Raw genomic sequence first — 17,736 nt, 5'->3', positions numbered from 1 at the left:
TGATTCAGTCGTTGGCGCCGGCGAAGGCGGTCGGGGACCCGACGCCGCTGCGCAGACTGCCGTCGAGGTAGGCGGCGCGGCAGGCGCGGTGCCCGATCTTGCCGCTGGAGGTACGCGGGATCGTTCCCGACTGCACCAGCAGCAAGTCGCGGACCGTGACGCCGTGGCGCACGGCGATGGCCGCGCGGATGTCGTCGGCGATCGGCTGGTAGTCCAGCTTGTGCGAGCCGGCGGCGCGCTCGGCGACGATCACCAGCTGCTCGGAGCTGTCGTCGGGGTCGTACTTGATACCGGCGTGCGGGTTGTCGAAGACTTCCTGCGGCAGTTGGTTCGCCGGCACCGAGAAGGCCGCCACGTAACCGGTCCGCAGCGCCTTGCTGGCTTCCTGCGCCGAGTACTCGAGGTCCTGCGGGTAATGGTTGCGGCCGTCGATGATGACCAGGTCCTTGATGCGGCCCGCTATATAGAGGTGCCCCTTGTAGTAGGTGCCGTAGTCGCCGGTGCGCACCCACATGCCGTCGTCGGGGGCGCCCTCGGCGTGCGACTCGCTGATCCGCGACTTGAGGATGTTGCGGAAGATCTCGGTGGTTTCGGCTTCCTTGCCCCAGTAGCCGCTGCCCATGTTGTTGCCGTGCAGCCAGATCTCGCCGATCTGGCCGTCGGGCAGCTCGCTGGCCGTGTCGGGGTCGACGATGACGGCCCACTCGTCGACGCCGATGACGCCCGCGGAAACCTGCGCCACCGCGCTCGGCGAATCCGCGGATACCTCGACGAAGCGCTGGTTGTTCAGCTCGGCACGGTCGACGTGGATGACCCTGGGCGCCTCGTCCATCGGTGTGGTGGAAACGAACAGCGTCGCCTCGGCCAGACCGTAGGACGGCTTGATCGCCGTCTCGCGCAGACCGTAGGGCGCAAAGGCCTCGTAGAACTTGCGCATCGACGCGGGGGACACCGGCTCGCTGCCGTTGAGGATCGCTTTGACGTTGCTCAGGTCCAGCGGCGGTTCGCCTTCCTTGGGCACACCGCGCAACGCGGCATGCTCGAACGCGAAGTTCGGCGCGACGGTGATGACCTCGCAGTCCGGTGCGTCGTCGGGCTTGCGCGCCATCTCCCGGATCCACCGGCCGGGCCGGCGCACGAACGCGGCGGGCGTCATGAAGGTGAAGTTGTGACCGATCACCGGCGACAACAGCGCCGTGATCAGGCCCATGTCGTGGAAGAACGGCAGCCAGGACAGGCCGCGGTCAACTTCCTTACCTTCGAGCCCCTCCAGCACCTGCAGCACGTTGGTGGGCAGGTTCAGGTGGGTGATCTGCACGCCGGTCGGGGTGCGGGTGGAGCCCGAGGTGTACTGCAAGTAGGCGATGGTGTTCTCGTCGGCCACCGGCTCCTCCCAGGTGGATGCCACCTCGTTGGGCACCGCGTCGACGGCGACGACGCGGGGGCGCTCCTTGGCCGCGCGGGCGCGGATGAACTTGCGCACACCCTCGGCGGCCTCGGTGGTGGTCAGGATCGTCGATGGCGTGCAGTCATCGAGCACGGCGTGCAAACGCCCGACGTGCCCCGGCTCGGAGGGGTCGAACAACGGCACCGCGATCCTGCCGGCGTACAGCGCGCCGAACAACGCGACGAGATAGTCCAGGTTCTGCGGGCACAGGATCGCGATGCGGTCACCGGGCTGGGTGACCTGCTGCAGCCGGGCGGCCACCGCACGGTTGCGGGCGCTGAACTCCGCCCACGAGATGTCCTTGTATTCACCGTCGCGTTCGGTGGAGAAGTCGACGAACCGGTAGGCCAGCTTGTCGCCACGCACCCGCGCCCACTTCTCAACGTGCTTGACCAGGTTGGTGTTGTCCGGGAACCTGATCTTTCCGTTGACGATGAACGGGTTGTGGTACGCCATTCCGGTTTCTCCTGTCACAACACAATTTGGTCGGCTGCTCCGACGTTATAACCGCGCGCAAGCCGGCCCTGTCACGGCGCATGCTGAGGCGCGCGTCGATTGGGTGCCAGCTTCGACCCAAACGGGTCACGATCCAAATGCTCTTACTTTTCTCTTAATGTTAAGGGGCGGCACGCGGCAGACCAAATCACAAGGTACCGCCGATTCCGTCACGTATCGGCCTCACGCGCGGCCATATCAGCCGTGTTTGGGATGCGGCGCGTTGTCGAGGAGCCCGTGGGCCCAGTTCAACGTCCAATCCGTCGCAGGGACCCCGTCTAAGTTCCAGAACTGGGTGGTCGCGTACAGCGCGTGCACCGGCTGGCCGGCGCCGCCGGCGAGCGTGTTCAGCGTGGCCGGCAGGTTGGCGACGCTGAACGCCTCGTTCGGGGCTGCGCAGATGAGATCGCCCGGCGCGCAGATCTCGTTCGTCCTGTCGTTGAGCGCACCGAGGCCGCCCGGTCGTGCCCCGGTCATGGTCAACCCGAGGCCGGACAACATCGGCACCTCGGCCAAGGTGACCTCGGCGCCCTCCCCCGGCGGGTTGGGCCCGATGTCGTTGCCCACCCCCTGCTGGCGACGGCCGTCGGCGATCAATGTCACACCGAGCACCAGGTCGTCGTCGACGGGGCCGCGGCCGTTGCCGATGTCGCTGGCGATATCCCCCGCGATTACCGCACCCTGCGAAAAACCCATCAGCACGTAACTGGTCAAGGGGCACTTGTTGTTCATGTCGGTCATCGCCTGGACGGTGGCGCGGGTGCCCTCGGCGCGGCTGTCGTTGTAGGACATCTGCGTGTCCCCGCTCAGTGGGTTGTGGAACTGCGCCGTGTACGGGGTGGTGTACGACAGCACCCGGGCGGCCGGAAACTGCTGGCCGAGCTGGGCAGTCACTTTGTGCAGCAACGCATTCGGGAACTGCATCGGATTGCCCGGATCGTCCTGCACCGAGGACTCCCACGTGCCCGGGACGTTGACCAACTGCACGTCGGGACACGAGGCGTCCTGCGAGGCGGGTCGCGGTTTGTGGGGGTGGCTCGTCGTCGACGACGGCGGCAGGACGCCGGGCGGCACCGCGCTGGGCGGCGACGAGGGGCTGCGCAGCAGCATCACCACGCCCACGATCACCAGCAATACGACGGCGGCCATCGAAAGAGCGGCAACCCAGGCGAGGATTCGGCGTCTACGCCGGGCGGTGGTGGCCATGTTCTCCTGCTAGCAGAGTCGGAAGTCGCAGCTCATATAGAGATAGGCGGCCGTCCCGCCCTCTGCTGCACCCACCACCGTACCGGCTCGGCGCACCGGCACCGTCTGGCTAGCGAATGGCGCCGACGATGTCTCCCGACATCGCACCCAGCTGCCCCGACCACGAACCCCAGTCGTTGCCACCGCCGCCCAAGTCAAAGTGGCCGTTGTGCCCGCCGTTGCTGCGGTACTGCTGGTAGAACTCCCGGGCGCTGCCCATCGCCGCGCCCGCCTGGCCGGCCATCGCGGCGTCGTCACCGCCCATGTTCGTCGGGCTGTAAACCCATACCCGGGTGTTGTTCTGCGCCAGCAGCGTGGAGTGCACGTACGGGTCGTGCCACTTCCACCGGCCCAGCTGCGGGGCGCCCCACATGCCGTTGCCGTCCACGCCGCCGTACTGCTGCAGGCCGGCCAGGATCGCGCCGTTGGAGTTGGTGCTCGACGGGTAGAGGAAGCCGGACAGCGAACCCGCCATGCCGAAGCGGTCGGGGTGGAAGCAGGCCAGCGCCATCGCGGCATAGCCCCCCTGCGAGGCGCCCACCGCGGCGTGGCCGCCGGGGGCCAGGCCCTTGTTGGCGGCCAGCCAGTTGGGCAGTTCGCTGGACAGGAACGTGTCCCACTGCTTGCTGCCGTCGTTCTCCCAGTTGGTGTACATGCTCCAGGCGCCACCCGCGGGCGCTACCACCGAGATCCCCTTGCCGGCCAAGGTGTTCATCGCGTTACCCGCGGTCACCCAGTTGCTGACGTCCGGGGCGGCATTGAAGGCGTCGAGGAGGTAGACCGCGTGCGGCCCGCCGCCCAGGAAGGCCACGGGGATGTCGCGGCCCATGGCCGCCGACGGCACCATCAGGCTTTCGTAGCCCGCGGCCTTGGCTTTGCCGACGGTTCCGGGAGCCCCTAGCCCCAGAGCCGCCCCGCCGAACCCGACCGATAGTGCGGCAACGCAGAACACCCGCAGCAGCGCTGACAGACCCCTCATGTCCACCCTCCATCGTCTAGTCGCTGTGAGCACACTATCCACACCCGATGGGCGGCGTAAATCACTAAATGGCGGCGACCCCGAGGGATCGCCGCCATTTAGTGGTGTTGCTTTCGGCTGGCTGCTACGTGCCGGTGGTGCTGCTGCCGGCGTTGGTGGCGGCAGCGGTCGCGGGGCCGGCGCCGGGCGTGGCGCCGAGCACCTGCTGCAGGTCAGGCTTCATGGCCTGCAGCTGCGCTCCCCAGTACGGCCAGTCGTGGGTGCCGTTGGCGTCGAAGTTCCACACGGCGTTGTGACCGCCGGCGGCGTTGTACGCCTGCTGGAATTTCAGGTTGCTGGTCCGCACGAAGCCCTCCAGGAACTTCGCGGGCAGGTTGTCGCCACCGAGGTCCGACGGCTTGCCGTTACCGCAGTAGAGCCAGATGCGGGTGTTGTTGGCGACGAGCTTGCCGACCTGCAGCGACGGGTCGTTGCGCTGCCACGCCGGGTCACTGGACGGGCCCCACATGTCGTCTTTCTTGTAGCCGCCGGCGTCACCCATCGCCAGGCCGATCAGCGACGGGCCCATGCTCTGCGACGGGTCCAGCAGCGCCGAGAGCGAACCGGCGTAGACGAACTGGTCGGGGTGGTAGGCCGCCAGGATCAACGCCGACGATCCGGCCATCGACAGGCCGACCGCGGCGCTGCCGGTGGGCTTGACCTGCTTTTGCGCCGCCAGGTACTGCGGCAGCTCGCTGGTCAGGAAGGTTTCCCACTTGTAGGTGGTGCAGCCGGCCTTACCGCAGGCGGGCTTGTACCAGTCGGAGTAAAAGCTGGACTGACCGCCGACCGGCATGGCCACGGCAATGCCCGACTGGTTGTACCACTCGAAGGCGGGAGTGTTGATGTCCCAGCCGTTGAAGTCGTCCTGCGCGCGCATACCGTCCAGCAGGTACAGCGCCGGCGCGTTGGCGCCACCGCTCTGGAACTGAACCTTGATGTCGCGGCCCATCGCCGCGGAAGGAACCTGCAGGTACTCCACCGGCAGGCCCGGCCGAGAGAACGCCCCGGCGGTCGCCGGGCCCCCCACGACGCCGATCAGGCCCGACAGCAGGGCTGCCCCAACAGCACCCACCACGAGCCGGCGCGGCATAGCCGCTACGGCACCGCGAACTCTGTCAACAAGCTTCATCCTTGCTTCCTCATCCTTTCGGGCGCATCTTTCGTCCCCGCGCATGATCGATTGGGTCCGACTGCATGCGATTAGGCGCAGCAGTGCCCGTGTAGTCAATCACAACATCGGGCATCGGGTCGCATCGAGGAGCTCCCGCAAACGCTCCTCCGGCCGTCATTTCCGCTGATTTTCGCGCCGAACGAGGCGGCCGAGAAGGGCGTTTCCGCATGTGCCCACCCGGTGCCGCACGCTGGTGGCGCGATAGATGTGATTTTGCTGTCAATCCGCCGCGCCGGCGCGACGCGAGCGGTTTGAGACGCGGCGAAAAAATCTGCTCGGGAACTCACTCGCGGGGCGGCGGCGGGCCCGGCTCGGGCACCGGCAGCCCGCACCTGGCGAGCTCGTAGAGCGGCACGCGGTCGATCTGATACTGGGTGAATTTGAAGGAATGCAAGAAGTTTGAGACGAAGCGGTGTGGCGTCATCGGGGCGCGCACCGAGCTCAGCACCGCCTGGGTTTCGGGGCATTGCAGCGCCGCCGCCGCCTGGGCGACCCAATTCGCGTCCAGGTAGCCCGGAACGCCCGGATAGACCTTCACCCAGGGGCCGTCGGCGATAACCCAGTCGGGGAAGAGGTTCTTGTCATGCCCGATCCGGCCGTGCTGCAGTCGCCCCGTGTGTTGCGCGATGGGGTTGGCCAGCCCGATTTGGTCGATCACCCGCACGTCGAGCCCGACGTTCATGCCGACCATGCCCAGGTTGGTGAAAAACACCGTGTGTTGCGGCTTTTGGGGCGGCTTGCCGGCTGGTGGCTGACCCATCGGCACCAGGTCCCACTGCGTGTAGTTGCCCGACGGCAGCAGCAACGCCCCGTCCGGGGTGTTGTTGAGGGCGGTCAGAATGGCAGCCATCCGCGGGTAGTCCAGGTAGTCCGCGGCGGTCAGCGGATGGGCGCGCCCGGTGGCCTGCGCATAGAAGCGCCGCTCGTCGACGATGCCCGAATAGGTGACGTGAGTGGCGTCGTCACCCATCCCGGGTGAGTTTGCTGCCCATAGCGACCAGCCCGCGATTCCCAGCCACAGCACCCCGGCCGCACCGGCCAGCCACAGGCCGCTCTCGCGTAGGTACACCTTGCCGTCGGGGATGATCACCGGGATGACGGCGACCGGAGCCAGCAAACAAAAAAGCGGCGCCAGCAACACTCGGGCGTGCATGAAGTCGCCGCCCTGCCGGATCCAATACAGCGCCTGCAGCAGACCGCTCACCAGGACGAAAACCACCACCGCGGCCGGGCTTTGCACGGCGCGCGCGAACCGTCCGTAGTTGGGTGCCAGGGCGGGCCGCAGGAACGACGGCCGCCGCCGCGCGGCCATCAACAGCAGGCCCAGCGGCACCAGCAGCACGACGGGCGCCCATATTGCGTAGGGCGCGTTGAAGTTCGAGAGATATGTCATGCCCTGCGACCACTTGTCGCCGGCTGCGTCCTTCGCCAGGGCGGTGCCGGGCACCAGCAGGCCGTAGTAGCCCATCCGGAAGATCTCGTAGGCGACCGGCAGGAATCCGCCCGCCACCACGATCAGCACCCGACGCTGCCAGGTGCGGGCCGCGATCAGCATCATGATCAGGGCGAGGCCGCCCATGAGTGCGAAGTCGGGCCGCACCAGTACGCTGAATCCCGCGACGAAGGCCAGCGCGGCGAGGAAGAACCGGTTGTCCGGGCGGGTCCGCAGCGGCTGCCCCCAGCGGACCATCATCCACCACAGCAATCCCAAATAGGCCAGCGCCAAACCACTTTCGAGACCGGAGGTGGCGAAGTCACGCGCCGGCGGCAGCGCGATGTAGACCAACGCGCCGGCGGGCAGCATGATCGCCCGCGCGCCCCGCAGGCTGGGGGCGTAGAGGCGCCCGGTGCCCAGCATGAGCAGCGCCACGCCCAGCACGGACAGCCCGAGGGCCAGCGCGAGTGCCACGTATTCCATGCGCATCGGGCCGCCGACCCAGCTGCCCACGTACATCAGGTAGGTCCAGGCGGTGGAGGTGTTCGCCTCGACGCGCTCGCCCTGATTGAACACCGGTCCGTTGCCGGCCAGCAGGTTGCGCACCGTGCGCAGCACGATCAGCCCGTCGTCGGCGATCCAACGCCGCTGCCAGCTGCCCCAGCCGAACAGCACCGCGACCACCGCCACGCTGATCCACAGGCTGACCCGGACCATGGTGGCGTACGCGAACACCGGCCGGCCGACCCGCCTGACCGCCGCCCGGCGGCGCATCACTTCACGCTTGATGGCCTCCAGACCGGGGCTAGCCGAAGGCAACCGCGGCTCCGACCGTCGCGATCCAGGCCAGGGCCAACAGCTGCAGCACCCGGTCACGCAGCGCGATGTCTTCCGGCTCCCCGGCCAGCCCGCCGTCGACGTCGACCGCGTAGCGCAGGATCGCGATGGTGAACGGGACCATGGACACCGTGAACCAGCGCGCGGACCCGTGGTCGCGCTCGAACGCCCACAGCCCGTAGCACATCACCACCGCGGTGGCCGACATCGTCCAGACGAACCGCAGGTAGGTGCTGGTGTAGCTTTCCAGCGCCTTGCGGATCGACGCGCCGGTGCGCTCGGCCAGTTGCAGCTCGGCGTACCGCTTGCCGGCCACCATGAACAGCGACGCGAAGGCCGCCACCAGCAAGAACCATTGCGACAGCCGGGTGTCGGTGGCCGCCCCGCCCGCAATGGCCCGCAGCAGATACGCCGACGACACGATGCAAATGTCCATCACCGCTTGGTGTTTGAGGCCGAAGCAGTAGCCCAGCTGCATGGCGATGTACACCGCCATCACCACCGCGAGGTTCGGCGTCAGCCACCACGCAATAGCCAGGGAGGCCACACCCAGGAACGCGGCCAGGACGTAGGCCAGCCATTCGGGCACCACGCCGGCGGCGATCGGACGGAACCGCTTGGTGGGGTGTTCGCGGTCGGCCTCGACGTCGCGGACGTCGTTGATCAGGTATATCGACGAGGCCGCCAGACTGAACACCACGAAGGCCACCGCCACCTGGATGCCCAGCTGGCCGTACTCGTACCGGTGGCCGCGGCCGGCCGCGCTCAGCGGAGCGGCCAGCACCAGCACGTTCTTCACCCATTGCCGCGGGCGGATCGCCTTGACCACGCCGACGATCAGGTTTGCCGGCGGCCCGACCACCACGTCTTCACTCATTTGGCGACCCTCTTTCGCAACCTCTCGCCGCTGCTGCGTGCGATCTCCGCGACGCCGGCGCCGAGCGCGATGCCGAAGGCCACGTCGCTGGGATAGTGCACCCCCAGCAGTATCCGCGACAGGGCCATCGGCGGGACGAGCAACACGGGCAGGGGCAGCCCGGTCGTGCGGGCCATCAGGATCGCGGCGGCGGTGGTGGAGGTGGCGTGCGCCGACGGGAAGCTCAGCCGGCTCGGCGTGCCGACGTTCACCGCGACGGCCGGATGGTTCGGTCGCTGCCGCCGCACCACGCGCTTGATCAACACCGCGGCCGCGTGCGCGACGAACGCGCCGGCCCCGGCCACCAGCCAGTCTCGGCGCTGCCGCGGCACCAGCAGCGCACCGAGCAGCGACACGGCCACCCAGCCGATGCTGTGCTCGCCGAAGTGCGACAGCCCGCGCGCCGTGGTCAGCACCCCCGGGCGGTCGGCCAGCGCCGCCTGGACGGCGACCATCGCGGCGACTTCGCCGCGCGGCGGCCCCGGAAGAGGGATTTCAGCCATTGTCCGCTGCTGGCAGCAACGCCGTCTCCCACTTCTGCTTGCTGGACAGAACCGGAAGCGCGCCGCGGTACACCCGGCGCATCTCGTCGAACCGGCTCAACAGCAGCCGCTGGCGGCGCAGCGATTTGAACAGCAACGAAAACATCTTGCGTCGGTTGCGCTGTCGATAGACGACACCGCACCCGTCAGCCGTCGTGACGGTCACCCCGTCGACCGTGCACAGCCGGAACCAGCGCGCGTCCTGCGTTGGCACGTTGTACTCCGGACGCTGATGGGCCGCCGGGTCGGCCTTGGTCGCGTTGTGCAGGATCCCGCGGGCCAACCGGTAACCGATCGACAGCGGGTTCACCGGCGGATTCATCGCCTTGCTCTGGTGCATCGGCTGCGGCAGCTCGCTGGCCGCCGGCAGGACGACGGCATCCGGGAACTCCTTGCGCATCCGATGCACCTCGGGCAGCGCCGATTCCAGGATCGAGAAGATGTGCTCGGGGCCGGCCAGGAAGTCGTCGATCGCCTTGTTCTGGATTGCGACCGTCGAATATTCAAGGCAGGCAAGGTGTTTCAGCGTTGCCTTCAGGTGGCTGCGCACCAGGCCGGTGACGTCGCCGTCCCAGTGCATCGCCGCGACGACGAGCCGGTTGCGCAGATGGAAGTAGGCCTGCCAGTCGATGGCGTCGTCCTTGTCGCTCCAGGCCATGTGCCAGATCGCCGCCCCGGGCAGCGTCACCGTCGGGTATCCGTGCTCGGCGGCCCGCAGGCCGTAGTCGGCGTCGTCCCACTTGATGAACAGCGGCAGCGGCTGGCCCAGCTCCTCGGCGACCTGCCGCGGGATCATGCACGTCCACCAGCCGTTGTAGTCCACGTCGATGCGACGGTGCAGCAGCTTGCTGCGAGGGTTGTTGTCGTTCAACGGATTTTCGGCGAAATCGTGGTCGTATTCGGTGTGCGGCGCCGCGGTCCACATGAAGTTCGACGGGTCCACCACCTCGCCCATGATGTGCAGATGCGACGGCTCCTGCAGGTTGAGCATCTGGCCGCCCACCAGCATCGGGCTCTTGGCGAATCGGTGCATGGCCAACACTCGCAGGATCGAGTCTGGCTCGATGCGGATGTCGTCGTCCATGAACAGAATCTGTTGGCAGTCGGTGTTTTTCAGTGCCTCGTACATCACCCGGCTGTATCCACCGGACCCGCCGAGGTTGGGCTGGTCGTGGATCGACAGCCGATCGCCCAGCCGGGCGGCCGCGGCGGGGAAGTCCGGGTGATCTCGGACCTTGCGCACACCCTGATCCGGCACGATCACCGCGCCAATCACCTCGTCCACCAACGGATCCGCGGTGAGCGCGGCCAGCGCATTGGTGCAGTCGGCGGGGCGGTTGAACGTCGGGATGCCGACGGCGACGTTGGCCGTGCCCGGCGCGGGCTCGGTGGCATACCAGCCACCGCTGAGCAGGGTGACGTTGGTGTCGGTGGTGATGTCAAACCAGATCCAGCCGCCGTCCTCGAACGGCTTGAGCGGCACCTCGATCTCGACGACGGCGGGCTGCTCGGCGGTGCCGGCGAACTGGCGACCCTCCACCGAGATTCGCACGCCGGTGGCCTTCGTCCGGTACACGTCGACGCGCCCGGTTCCGGCCAGCTCGACGCGCAGCACCACCGACGTGCAGATCGACCAGCGGCGCCAGTAGCTGGCCGGGAACGCGTTGAAATACGTCGCGAACGACACCTCGGACTCTTTGGCGATCTCCAGCGAGGTGCGGCTCGTGGCGTGCGCGCGCCGCGAGTTGGTCTTCGACTCCTCCAGGTAGAGCTTCCGCACGTCGAGGGGCTCACCCGGACGCGGCAGGATGATTCGGGACAGCAGGCTCACGGCGGTCATCAGGCGCTCTCCCCCACTAGAGCTTTGCCATCTCGCAGGTGCGGCGCGAGGACGTTGTCGTACATGTTCAGTGCGCTGGCAATGGCCATGTGCATATCCAGATACTGATAGGTGCCCAGCCGGCCGCCGAACAACACCTTCGACGACGCGGTTTCGGATTTCGCCCGCTCCCGATAGGCGGCCAGCAAGGCGCGGTCGGACTCGGTATTGATCGGATAGTAGGGCTCGTCGTCGTCCTCGGCGAACCGGGAGTACTCCCGCATGATCACGGTCTTGTCGGACGGGTAGTCCCGCTCGGGGTGGAAGTGCCGGAACTCGTGGATGCGGGTGTACGGCACGTCGAGATCGTTGTAGTTCATCACCGACGTCCCCTGGAAATCGCCCGTGGGTAACACTTCCACTTCGAAGTCCAGTGTGCGCCAACCCAGCCGGCCTTCGGAGTAGTCGAAGTAGCGGTCCAGCGGGCCGGTGTAGACGACCGGGGCCGACGGGGATTCCCGGCGCAGTTGATCCCGGACGTCGAACCAGTCGGTGTCCAGCCTGACCTCGATGCGGTCGTCGGCGGCCATGTTCTGCAACCAGGCGGTGTAGCCGTCGACCGGCAGCCCCTCGTAGGTGTCGCTGAAGTAGCGGTTGTCGAAGGTGTAGCGGACCGGCAGCCGGGTGATGTTGGCCGCGGGCAACTCCTTGGGGTCGGTCTGCCACTGCTTGGCCGTGTATCCCTTGACGAACGCCTCGTAGAGGGGCCGGCCGATCAGCGAGATCGCCTTCTCCTCCAGGTTCTGCGCGTCCGCGGTGTCGATCTCGGCGGCTTGTTCGGCGATGAGCTGCCGCGCCTCGGCGGGCGTGAAGTACTTGCCGAAGAACTGCGACACCAGGCCCAGCCCCATCGGGAACTGGTATGCCTGCCCGTTGTGCATCGCGAACACGCGATGCCGGTAGTCGGTGAAGTCGGTGAACTGGCGCACGTAGTCCCAGACCCTCTTATTAGAGGTGTGGAACAGGTGCGCACCGTACTTGTGGACCTCGATACCCGTCTGGGGCTCGGCCTCGGAATACGCGTTGCCGCCGATGTGCGGACGCCGTTCTACGACCAGCACGCGCTTGCCGAGTTGGGTAGCCACGCGCTCGGCAACGGTCAGGCCGAAGAATCCAGAGCCGACGACGAAGAGGTCAAAGCGAGCTGTCATCGGTTGCCTAGGGTATCTGACCCCGCCGCGTATCCCGATTCGGCGACGCCCTGAAATCGCGGCGGGAGGTTACGGCCGAGGTCGCAATTGCCTCACGATTCAATATCACCACTCTAGTCACAGCAATCTCACTCGTACCATCGACTCTGTGTGGTTCATGCCGGATAGGACAGGCAGCACACGCCGAGGAAATACATAGTCCAGATTGAGGAGACTTCCGTGCCGAACCGACGCCGACGCAAGCTCTCGACAGCCATGAGCGCGGTCGCCGCCCTGGCAGTCGCGAGTCCTTGCGCATACTTCCTGGTTTACGAATCGACGGCGGGCAGCAAACCCGAACACCGCGAATTCAAGCAAGCGGCGGTCATGAGCGACCTGCCCAGCGAGCTGATGGGCGCGCTGTCGCAGGGCCTGTCGCAGTTCGGGATCAACCTGCCGCCGGTGCCCGCGTTGAGCGGTAACAGCGGCACCACCACCGGCCTGACCAGCCCGGGCCTCACCAGCCCTGGGCTGGGAACTCCGGGCCTGACCAGTCCCGGCCTGACCAGTCCTGGGCTGACCAGTCCTGCGCTGACCAGCCCGGGCGTTGGTACCCCGGGCCTGGGTACCCCGAGCCCGACCACGCCGGGCCTGGGCGCGCCGGGTTTTGGCACGCCGGGGCTGGCCAACCCGGGCACGACGCCGGGGACGCCTGGGACACCCGGGCTGACCGGGCCGGGCGCGCTGCCGACCACGCCGGGCGCGGGGATGAACCCCGCGCTGTCTAACCCCGGTCTGACCAGCCCGACTGGAGTCGCGCCGGGCCTGGGCGGCACCGGGACCACACCCAGCGAGGTGCCGATCGGCGCCGCGCCGGCCGGATTGGACCCGGGCGCCGACGGCACCTACCCGATCCTTGGTGACCCGTCGACACTGGGCGGCGCCTCGCCGATCGGGACGGGCGGCCTCGGTGGTGCCGGCACCAGCGGCGGCAGCAGCAGCGGCGGTGGCGGGCTCGTCAACGACGTGATGCAGGCCGCCAACCAGCTGGGCGCCGGCCAGGCCATCGACCTGCTCAAGGGCCTGGTGATGCCCGCGATCATGCAGGGTGTCCACGGTGGCGCGGGCGCGCCAGCGGCCGCCGCCGGCGCCCTGCCGGGTGCGGCCAGTGCCCTGCCGGGTGCGGCGGGTGCCCTGCCGGGAGCGGCGAGCGCCCTGCCGGGTGCCGCGGGTGCCCTGCCGGGTGCCGCGGCCGGTGCCCTGCCGGCGGCCGCCGGTGCCTTGCCGGCCGCCGCGCCGGCGTTGCCTCCGGTCTAGAGCTTCGGGGGACCTGTCACCTGACGGCACCGCAGAGTCACGCACGGATTCGGGAGCTAGCCACCCGCCCGGCGACAACACCTCTGCGGTGCCGTCGAACAGGTTTTCGTGAGGTTTCACACGCATACACTCGTGTCGCCTCACAAATAACAATAGACACACACGTAACATCAGCTGGTGTCGTCTCGTAGTCGCGCGCCAACGATGCTGCTCACCGCCATCGCGGCGACGGTCGTCATCGTCTCGGCGGTGGCGGACGCGACCCACGATCGCGGCGTCCACGCCACGCCCCCGCCCCACGATACCCAGCTGAGCGAGCAGCCACTGATCGGGCTCGGGGCCGGTGTCACGGTCCGCGAAGTCAGCCAGGACCAGCCCTTCTCGTTGGTCGCGCTGACCGGCGACCTGGCCGGCACCTCGACGCGGGTGCGGGCAAAGCGACCCGACGGGTCGTGGGGGCCTTGGTATCAGACCGAGTACGAGACCGCCGCGCCCGACGACGGCGGTGCCGCGGGATCCGCCGGGTCGCCGCCGCCGGCCGGCCCGACCGAAGGCCCCCGCAGCACGGATCCGGTGTTCGTCGGCACCACCACCACGGTGCAGATCGCGGTCACCCGCCCCCTCGATGCGGCGGTGACCCGGCCGCCGCCGCCGAACGACCCGCCGGCGTCAAACGACCTCGGATACAAGCCGGCGTCCAGGGAACAGCCGTTCGGCCAGAACATCTCCGCGATCCTCATCTCTCCGCCGCAGGCGCCGGCCCACACGCAGTGGACGCCGCCGTCCGGGGTCGTGATGCCGGGGCAGGCACCCCCCATCATCAGCCGGGCCGACTGGGGCGCAGACGAATCGCTGCGGTGCGGTAGTCCCCAGTACGACAACGGGATTCGCGCCGCTGTCATCCACCACACCGCGGGCAGCAACGACTACTCGCCGCTGGAATCGGCCGGGATCGTCAAGGCCATCTACACCTACCACAGCAAGACGCTGGGGTGGTGCGACATTGCCTACAACGCGTTGGTGGACAAATACGGCCAGGTGTTCGAGGGCAGCGCCGGCGGACTGACCAAGGCCGTCGAGGCCTTCCACACCGGCGGATTCAACCGCAACACCTGGGGTGTGGCCATGATCGGCAACTTCGACGACGTACCGCCGACGCCGGTGCAGCTGCGGACCGTGGGGCGGCTCCTGGGCTGGCGGCTGGGTCTGGACGACGTCGACCCCAAAGGCACCGTGGCGCTCGAGTCGGCGGGCAGCCACTACACCACCTATCCGGCCGGGGCCGTCGCGACGCTGCCCACCATCTTCACCCACCGCGACGTCGGCAACACCGACTGCCCGGGCAACGCCGCCTACGCGCTGATGGACGAAATCCGGGACATCGCATCGCATTTCAACGATCCGCCCGAGGAGTTGATCAAGGCGCTGCAGGGTGGCGCCATCTACGAGCACTGGCAGGCCATCGGCGGCATGAACAGCGTTCTCGGCGCGCCGACGTCGCCGGAAGACAGCGCCGAGGGTGACGCCCGCTACGCCACCTTCGCCAGGGGCGCAATGTACTGGTCACCCGAGACGGGTGCGCAGCCGGTCACCGGCGCGATCTACGAGGCGTGGGCCTCGCTGAGCTTCGAGCGCGGCCCGCTGGGATTGCCGACGAGCGCGGAAATCCAAGAGCCCCTGCGGGTTACACAGAACTTCCAGCATGGCACCTTGAACTTCGACCGCCTCACCGGAGACATCACCGAGGTCGCGGACGGCATCACCACGCCGCTGTCGACCGAGCCGCCGAGCGGCCCGACGGTGCCGCCGGAACACTTCTCGCTGCCGGCGCACCCGGCGTCCGCCTAGGCCAGGTTTTCCCCCGCGTGCGCGGAGCATTAGTCTGCGAGCTGTGCCCGAGACGCCGTATTTGACGATCGATCTCGACCGGGTGCGCAGGAACTTCCGGACGCTGCGGACGTTGTTGCCCGACGCGCGGATCCGCTACGCGGTGAAGGCGAACCCCGCCGAGCCGATCCTGCTTCTGCTCGCCGGCGAGGGCGCCGCGTTCGACGTCGCCTCCATCGGCGAGGTCGACGCGTGCGTCGACGCCGGCATCGACGGGAGCCTACTGAGCTTCGGCAACACCATCCAAAAACCCGCGGAGCTGGCTCGGGCCCACGCGCGCGGGGTTCGGCGGTTTGCGTTCGACACCGAGCACGGTCTGGCGACGATCGCCGCCCACGCCCCCGGGGCGGCGGTGGAATGCCGCATTGGGCCGGGCTTCCCGTCGTCGGTGACGCCGTTCGGCCACAAGTTCGGCTGCACACCCGCGCAGGCCGCGGAGTTGCTCGGTGGCGCCCGCCGCCTCGGGCTGCGCCCCGACGGCGTATCGTTCCACGTCGGCTCGCAACAGCTCGACCCGGCCGCATGGGAACTCGGAATACGCGCCGCCGCAACGGTATTCGATGCGGTGGGCGATCTCACGACGGTCAACGTGGGGGGCGGGTTCCCCCTCGCGTATGCCGCTGACGCGCCGCCCCTCGAGACGTTCGCCGAGGCCTTGATGTCGGCCCTGGCACGCCTCTTCGGCGCCGATCCGCCGCGGCTTGTGGTCGAACCGGGACGGGCGCTGGTGGGTTCCGCCGGCACGATCCGGTGCGAGGTGGCAACGGTCCGGACCGGTACCGACGACCGGCGCTGGGTCTACCTCGACGTCGGCCGTTACGGGGGTCTGGCCGAAACCGAGAACGAGTACATCCGGTATCGCCTGCGGACCGGCCGCGACGGCGATCCGCTCGATGACGCCGTGGTCGCGGGACCGACGTGCGACGGCGACGACGTGCTCTACCGGCACTACCCGCTTCCCGTCACGCTGCGGCCCGGCGACCGGGTCGAGATCGACGACGCCGGCGCGTATACCGCGAGCTACGCGTCGGTTGCCTTCAACGGATTCCCGCCGCTGCCAACCTATTTCGTGAATGCGCCCGAGGAAGGTTTACCCGGCCGCGAAATCATCGAGCCGCTGGCCCCGGGGCTCACCCGAAACTGGCGCCTGTCGGATGTCCGCTGCGACGTGCGCACCGAGTTTCAGCATCTGGTGATCGGACGCACGGAACAGGGCGTCACCCTATTCACCGACGGCGAGCGTCAGAGCACCGAGCTCAGTCAGCTCGTCTACCACGAGGCGCTGCTGGTGCCGGCGCTGCTGCTGGCGGCCCGCATCGAGCGGGTACTCGTCATCGGCTCCGGCGAGGGGGTGGTGAGCCAGCTGGCCGTCGCCGCCGGGGCGACGCACGTCGACCACGTCGACATCGATCGCGAAGCGGTCCGGCTATGCGCGGCGCATCTGCCCTACGGCTACACGGTGGACGAACTGCGCAGGGCGGAAAGCGGACTCGGCCCGGTCGCGATGCATTACGGCGACGGCTGGGACTTCGTCGCCCGGTGCGGTACGCCGTACGACATCGTGGTCGTCGACCTTCCCGACGAGCGAACGGCGCCCGCGCAGCACAACCGGCTGTATGACGCGGACTTCCTGGCACGATGCCGCAAGATCGGCCGCGTCGTCATCGGCCAGGCCGGCTGCCCGACGCTGTGGCGGAACCAATCGCTGCACGCGTCGTGGCGGCGCTTTCACGAAACATTCGACACCGTCGTCTATTTCGGTAGCGACGAGCACGAGTGGGCATTCCTATCGGGGCTGGACCACGTCTGCGAGGATCCCGTCGCCGTGATGTCTGCGAGATTGCCGTCGCTGGCCTACCGACCCCGCACCATCGACGCCGACGCGCTCGTCGGAGCCACGATCCCGCCGAAGTCGCTGCGCGACAAGCCAGCCCGCTAGCGTTAGAGAATCGCGACGGCAACCACGATGCCCAGGGCGAACTGAGCCGCGGCCACCATCAGCGCCTCGTAGTTGAACTCCTCGGAGGCGAACAATGCGTCCATGTCGATCCCGATCACCATCGCCGCGATCCGCATCATCACCACCTGCGCCACGATCCCCACGATCCCGAAGACCGCCGAGCCCACCAGCCCCTCGAGCAGCTTTCCCGACGACGAGTAGATGGCCAGCACGACGATGAGCGCCATGCTGACCATTCCGGCCGCCGCGACGATGATGGCGTTCGGTTTTCCCCCGTCCACCATCTTGCGCAGCGGTCCCGGTGTGGTGAGGTCGATCGCATAGAACCCGATCATCATCAGCACCAAGCCGACGATCGCGTACAAGAAGATCGCCCCGGCACCGCGGCCGAGCACGCTCATGTAGCCCGCATCCCAGTAGCTCGAATTCAGCGCGGCGATTGTTGTCATCGATG

The 17,736-nt window shown here is 68.0% G+C and carries 13 protein-coding genes; 3 read left to right on the top strand and 10 right to left on the bottom strand.

Annotated features, from left to right (window positions below; all coding sequences use genetic code 11):
- Nucleotides 1–4: 4 nt before the first annotated feature.
- From fadD32 to glf, 9 genes are all read right to left on the bottom strand, one after another.
- The gene (gene fadD32 / locus A5744_RS17400) at nt 5–1,903 is read right to left on the bottom strand and encodes a long-chain-fatty-acid--AMP ligase FadD32 (protein ID WP_076063110.1); all 1,899 of its coding nucleotides are present in this window, start codon (nt 1,901–1,903) and stop codon (nt 5–7) included.
- A 237-nt stretch (nt 1,904–2,140) separates the two neighbouring features.
- Entirely contained in the window at nt 2,141–3,148 is a 1,008-nt protein-coding gene (locus A5744_RS17395; RefSeq protein ID WP_076063108.1) for a cutinase family protein, read from the bottom strand.
- Nucleotides 3,149–3,257: 109 nt separating this feature from the next.
- Nucleotides 3,258–4,166, bottom strand: coding sequence for an alpha/beta hydrolase family protein (locus tag A5744_RS17390; RefSeq protein WP_076063106.1), 909 nt, complete (start codon nt 4,164–4,166; stop codon nt 3,258–3,260).
- A gap of 124 nt (nt 4,167–4,290) precedes the next feature.
- Nucleotides 4,291–5,337, bottom strand: coding sequence for a diacylglycerol acyltransferase/mycolyltransferase Ag85A (gene ag85A, locus A5744_RS17385; RefSeq protein ID WP_076063105.1), 1,047 nt, complete (start codon nt 5,335–5,337; stop codon nt 4,291–4,293).
- Between the two features lie 325 nt (nt 5,338–5,662).
- Nucleotides 5,663–7,633, bottom strand: coding sequence for a terminal beta-(1->2)-arabinofuranosyltransferase (gene aftB, locus A5744_RS17380; protein WP_276206969.1), 1,971 nt, complete (start codon nt 7,631–7,633; stop codon nt 5,663–5,665).
- On the bottom strand, nt 7,620–8,528 hold the full coding sequence (locus A5744_RS17375) for a decaprenyl-phosphate phosphoribosyltransferase (protein WP_076063101.1): 909 nt from the start codon (nt 8,526–8,528) through the stop codon (nt 7,620–7,622). Before A5744_RS17375 ends, aftB begins: the two co-directional genes overlap by 14 nt.
- A complete protein-coding gene (locus A5744_RS17370; RefSeq protein ID WP_076063100.1) occupies nt 8,525–9,070 on the bottom strand; it encodes a phosphatase PAP2 family protein in 546 nt (181 codons plus the stop codon). Before A5744_RS17370 ends, A5744_RS17375 begins: the two co-directional genes overlap by 4 nt.
- On the bottom strand, nt 9,063–10,949 hold the full coding sequence (locus A5744_RS17365; protein WP_076063098.1) for a glycosyltransferase: 1,887 nt from the start codon (nt 10,947–10,949) through the stop codon (nt 9,063–9,065). Before A5744_RS17365 ends, A5744_RS17370 begins: the two co-directional genes overlap by 8 nt.
- Complete coding sequence (glf, locus tag A5744_RS17360) at nt 10,949–12,139, bottom strand: UDP-galactopyranose mutase (protein WP_076063096.1); 1,191 nt, start codon at nt 12,137–12,139, stop codon at nt 10,949–10,951. Before glf ends, A5744_RS17365 begins: the two co-directional genes overlap by 1 nt.
- A gap of 219 nt (nt 12,140–12,358) precedes the next feature.
- On the opposite strand from glf, the gene A5744_RS24440 reads away from it, so the two are divergent.
- From A5744_RS24440 to A5744_RS25105, 3 genes are all read left to right on the top strand, one after another.
- Nucleotides 12,359–13,435 (top strand): PirG, encoded by a 1,077-nt coding sequence (locus A5744_RS24440; protein WP_205866322.1) that lies wholly within the window; start codon nt 12,359–12,361, stop codon nt 13,433–13,435.
- 177 nt (nt 13,436–13,612) lie between these two features.
- The gene (locus A5744_RS17350; protein ID WP_205866321.1) at nt 13,613–15,283 is read left to right on the top strand and encodes an LGFP repeat-containing protein; all 1,671 of its coding nucleotides are present in this window, start codon (nt 13,613–13,615) and stop codon (nt 15,281–15,283) included.
- A gap of 43 nt (nt 15,284–15,326) precedes the next feature.
- Nucleotides 15,327–17,261, top strand: a complete 1,935-nt coding sequence (locus tag A5744_RS25105) for an alanine racemase (protein ID WP_240563082.1) — start codon at nt 15,327–15,329, stop codon at nt 17,259–17,261.
- A gap of 2 nt (nt 17,262–17,263) precedes the next feature.
- Here the strand turns inward: A5744_RS25105 and A5744_RS17330 are convergent, their stop codons facing one another.
- Nucleotides 17,264–17,731 (bottom strand): DUF350 domain-containing protein, encoded by a 468-nt coding sequence (locus A5744_RS17330; protein ID WP_076063090.1) that lies wholly within the window; start codon nt 17,729–17,731, stop codon nt 17,264–17,266.
- Nucleotides 17,732–17,736: the final 5 nt, after the last annotated feature.

The organism is Mycobacterium sp. IS-1264 (assembly GCF_001954195.1).
Classification (GTDB): domain Bacteria; phylum Actinomycetota; class Actinomycetes; order Mycobacteriales; family Mycobacteriaceae; genus Mycobacterium.
This window is presented reverse-complemented; position numbering and strand designations above follow the sequence as displayed.

What these genes read in the sequence shown, in the direction of transcription:
- fadD32 (WP_076063110.1), bottom strand. Translation starts at nt 1,903, where the DNA reads ATGGCGTACCACAACCCGTTCATCGTCAACGGAAAGATCAGGTTCCCG.
- A5744_RS17395 (WP_076063108.1), bottom strand. Translation starts at nt 3,148, where the DNA reads ATGGCCACCACCGCCCGGCGTAGACGCCGAATCCTCGCCTGGGTTGCC.
- A5744_RS17390 (WP_076063106.1), bottom strand. Translation starts at nt 4,166, where the DNA reads ATGAGGGGTCTGTCAGCGCTGCTGCGGGTGTTCTGCGTTGCCGCACTA.
- ag85A (WP_076063105.1), bottom strand. Translation starts at nt 5,337, where the DNA reads ATGAAGCTTGTTGACAGAGTTCGCGGTGCCGTAGCGGCTATGCCGCGC.
- A5744_RS17375 (WP_076063101.1), bottom strand. Translation starts at nt 8,528, where the DNA reads ATGAGTGAAGACGTGGTGGTCGGGCCGCCGGCAAACCTGATCGTCGGC.
- A5744_RS17370 (WP_076063100.1), bottom strand. Translation starts at nt 9,070, where the DNA reads ATGGCTGAAATCCCTCTTCCGGGGCCGCCGCGCGGCGAAGTCGCCGCG.
- A5744_RS17365 (WP_076063098.1), bottom strand. Translation starts at nt 10,949, where the DNA reads ATGACCGCCGTGAGCCTGCTGTCCCGAATCATCCTGCCGCGTCCGGGT.
- glf (WP_076063096.1), bottom strand. Translation starts at nt 12,139, where the DNA reads ATGACAGCTCGCTTTGACCTCTTCGTCGTCGGCTCTGGATTCTTCGGC.
- A5744_RS17330 (WP_076063090.1), bottom strand. Translation starts at nt 17,731, where the DNA reads ATGACAACAATCGCCGCGCTGAATTCGAGCTACTGGGATGCGGGCTAC.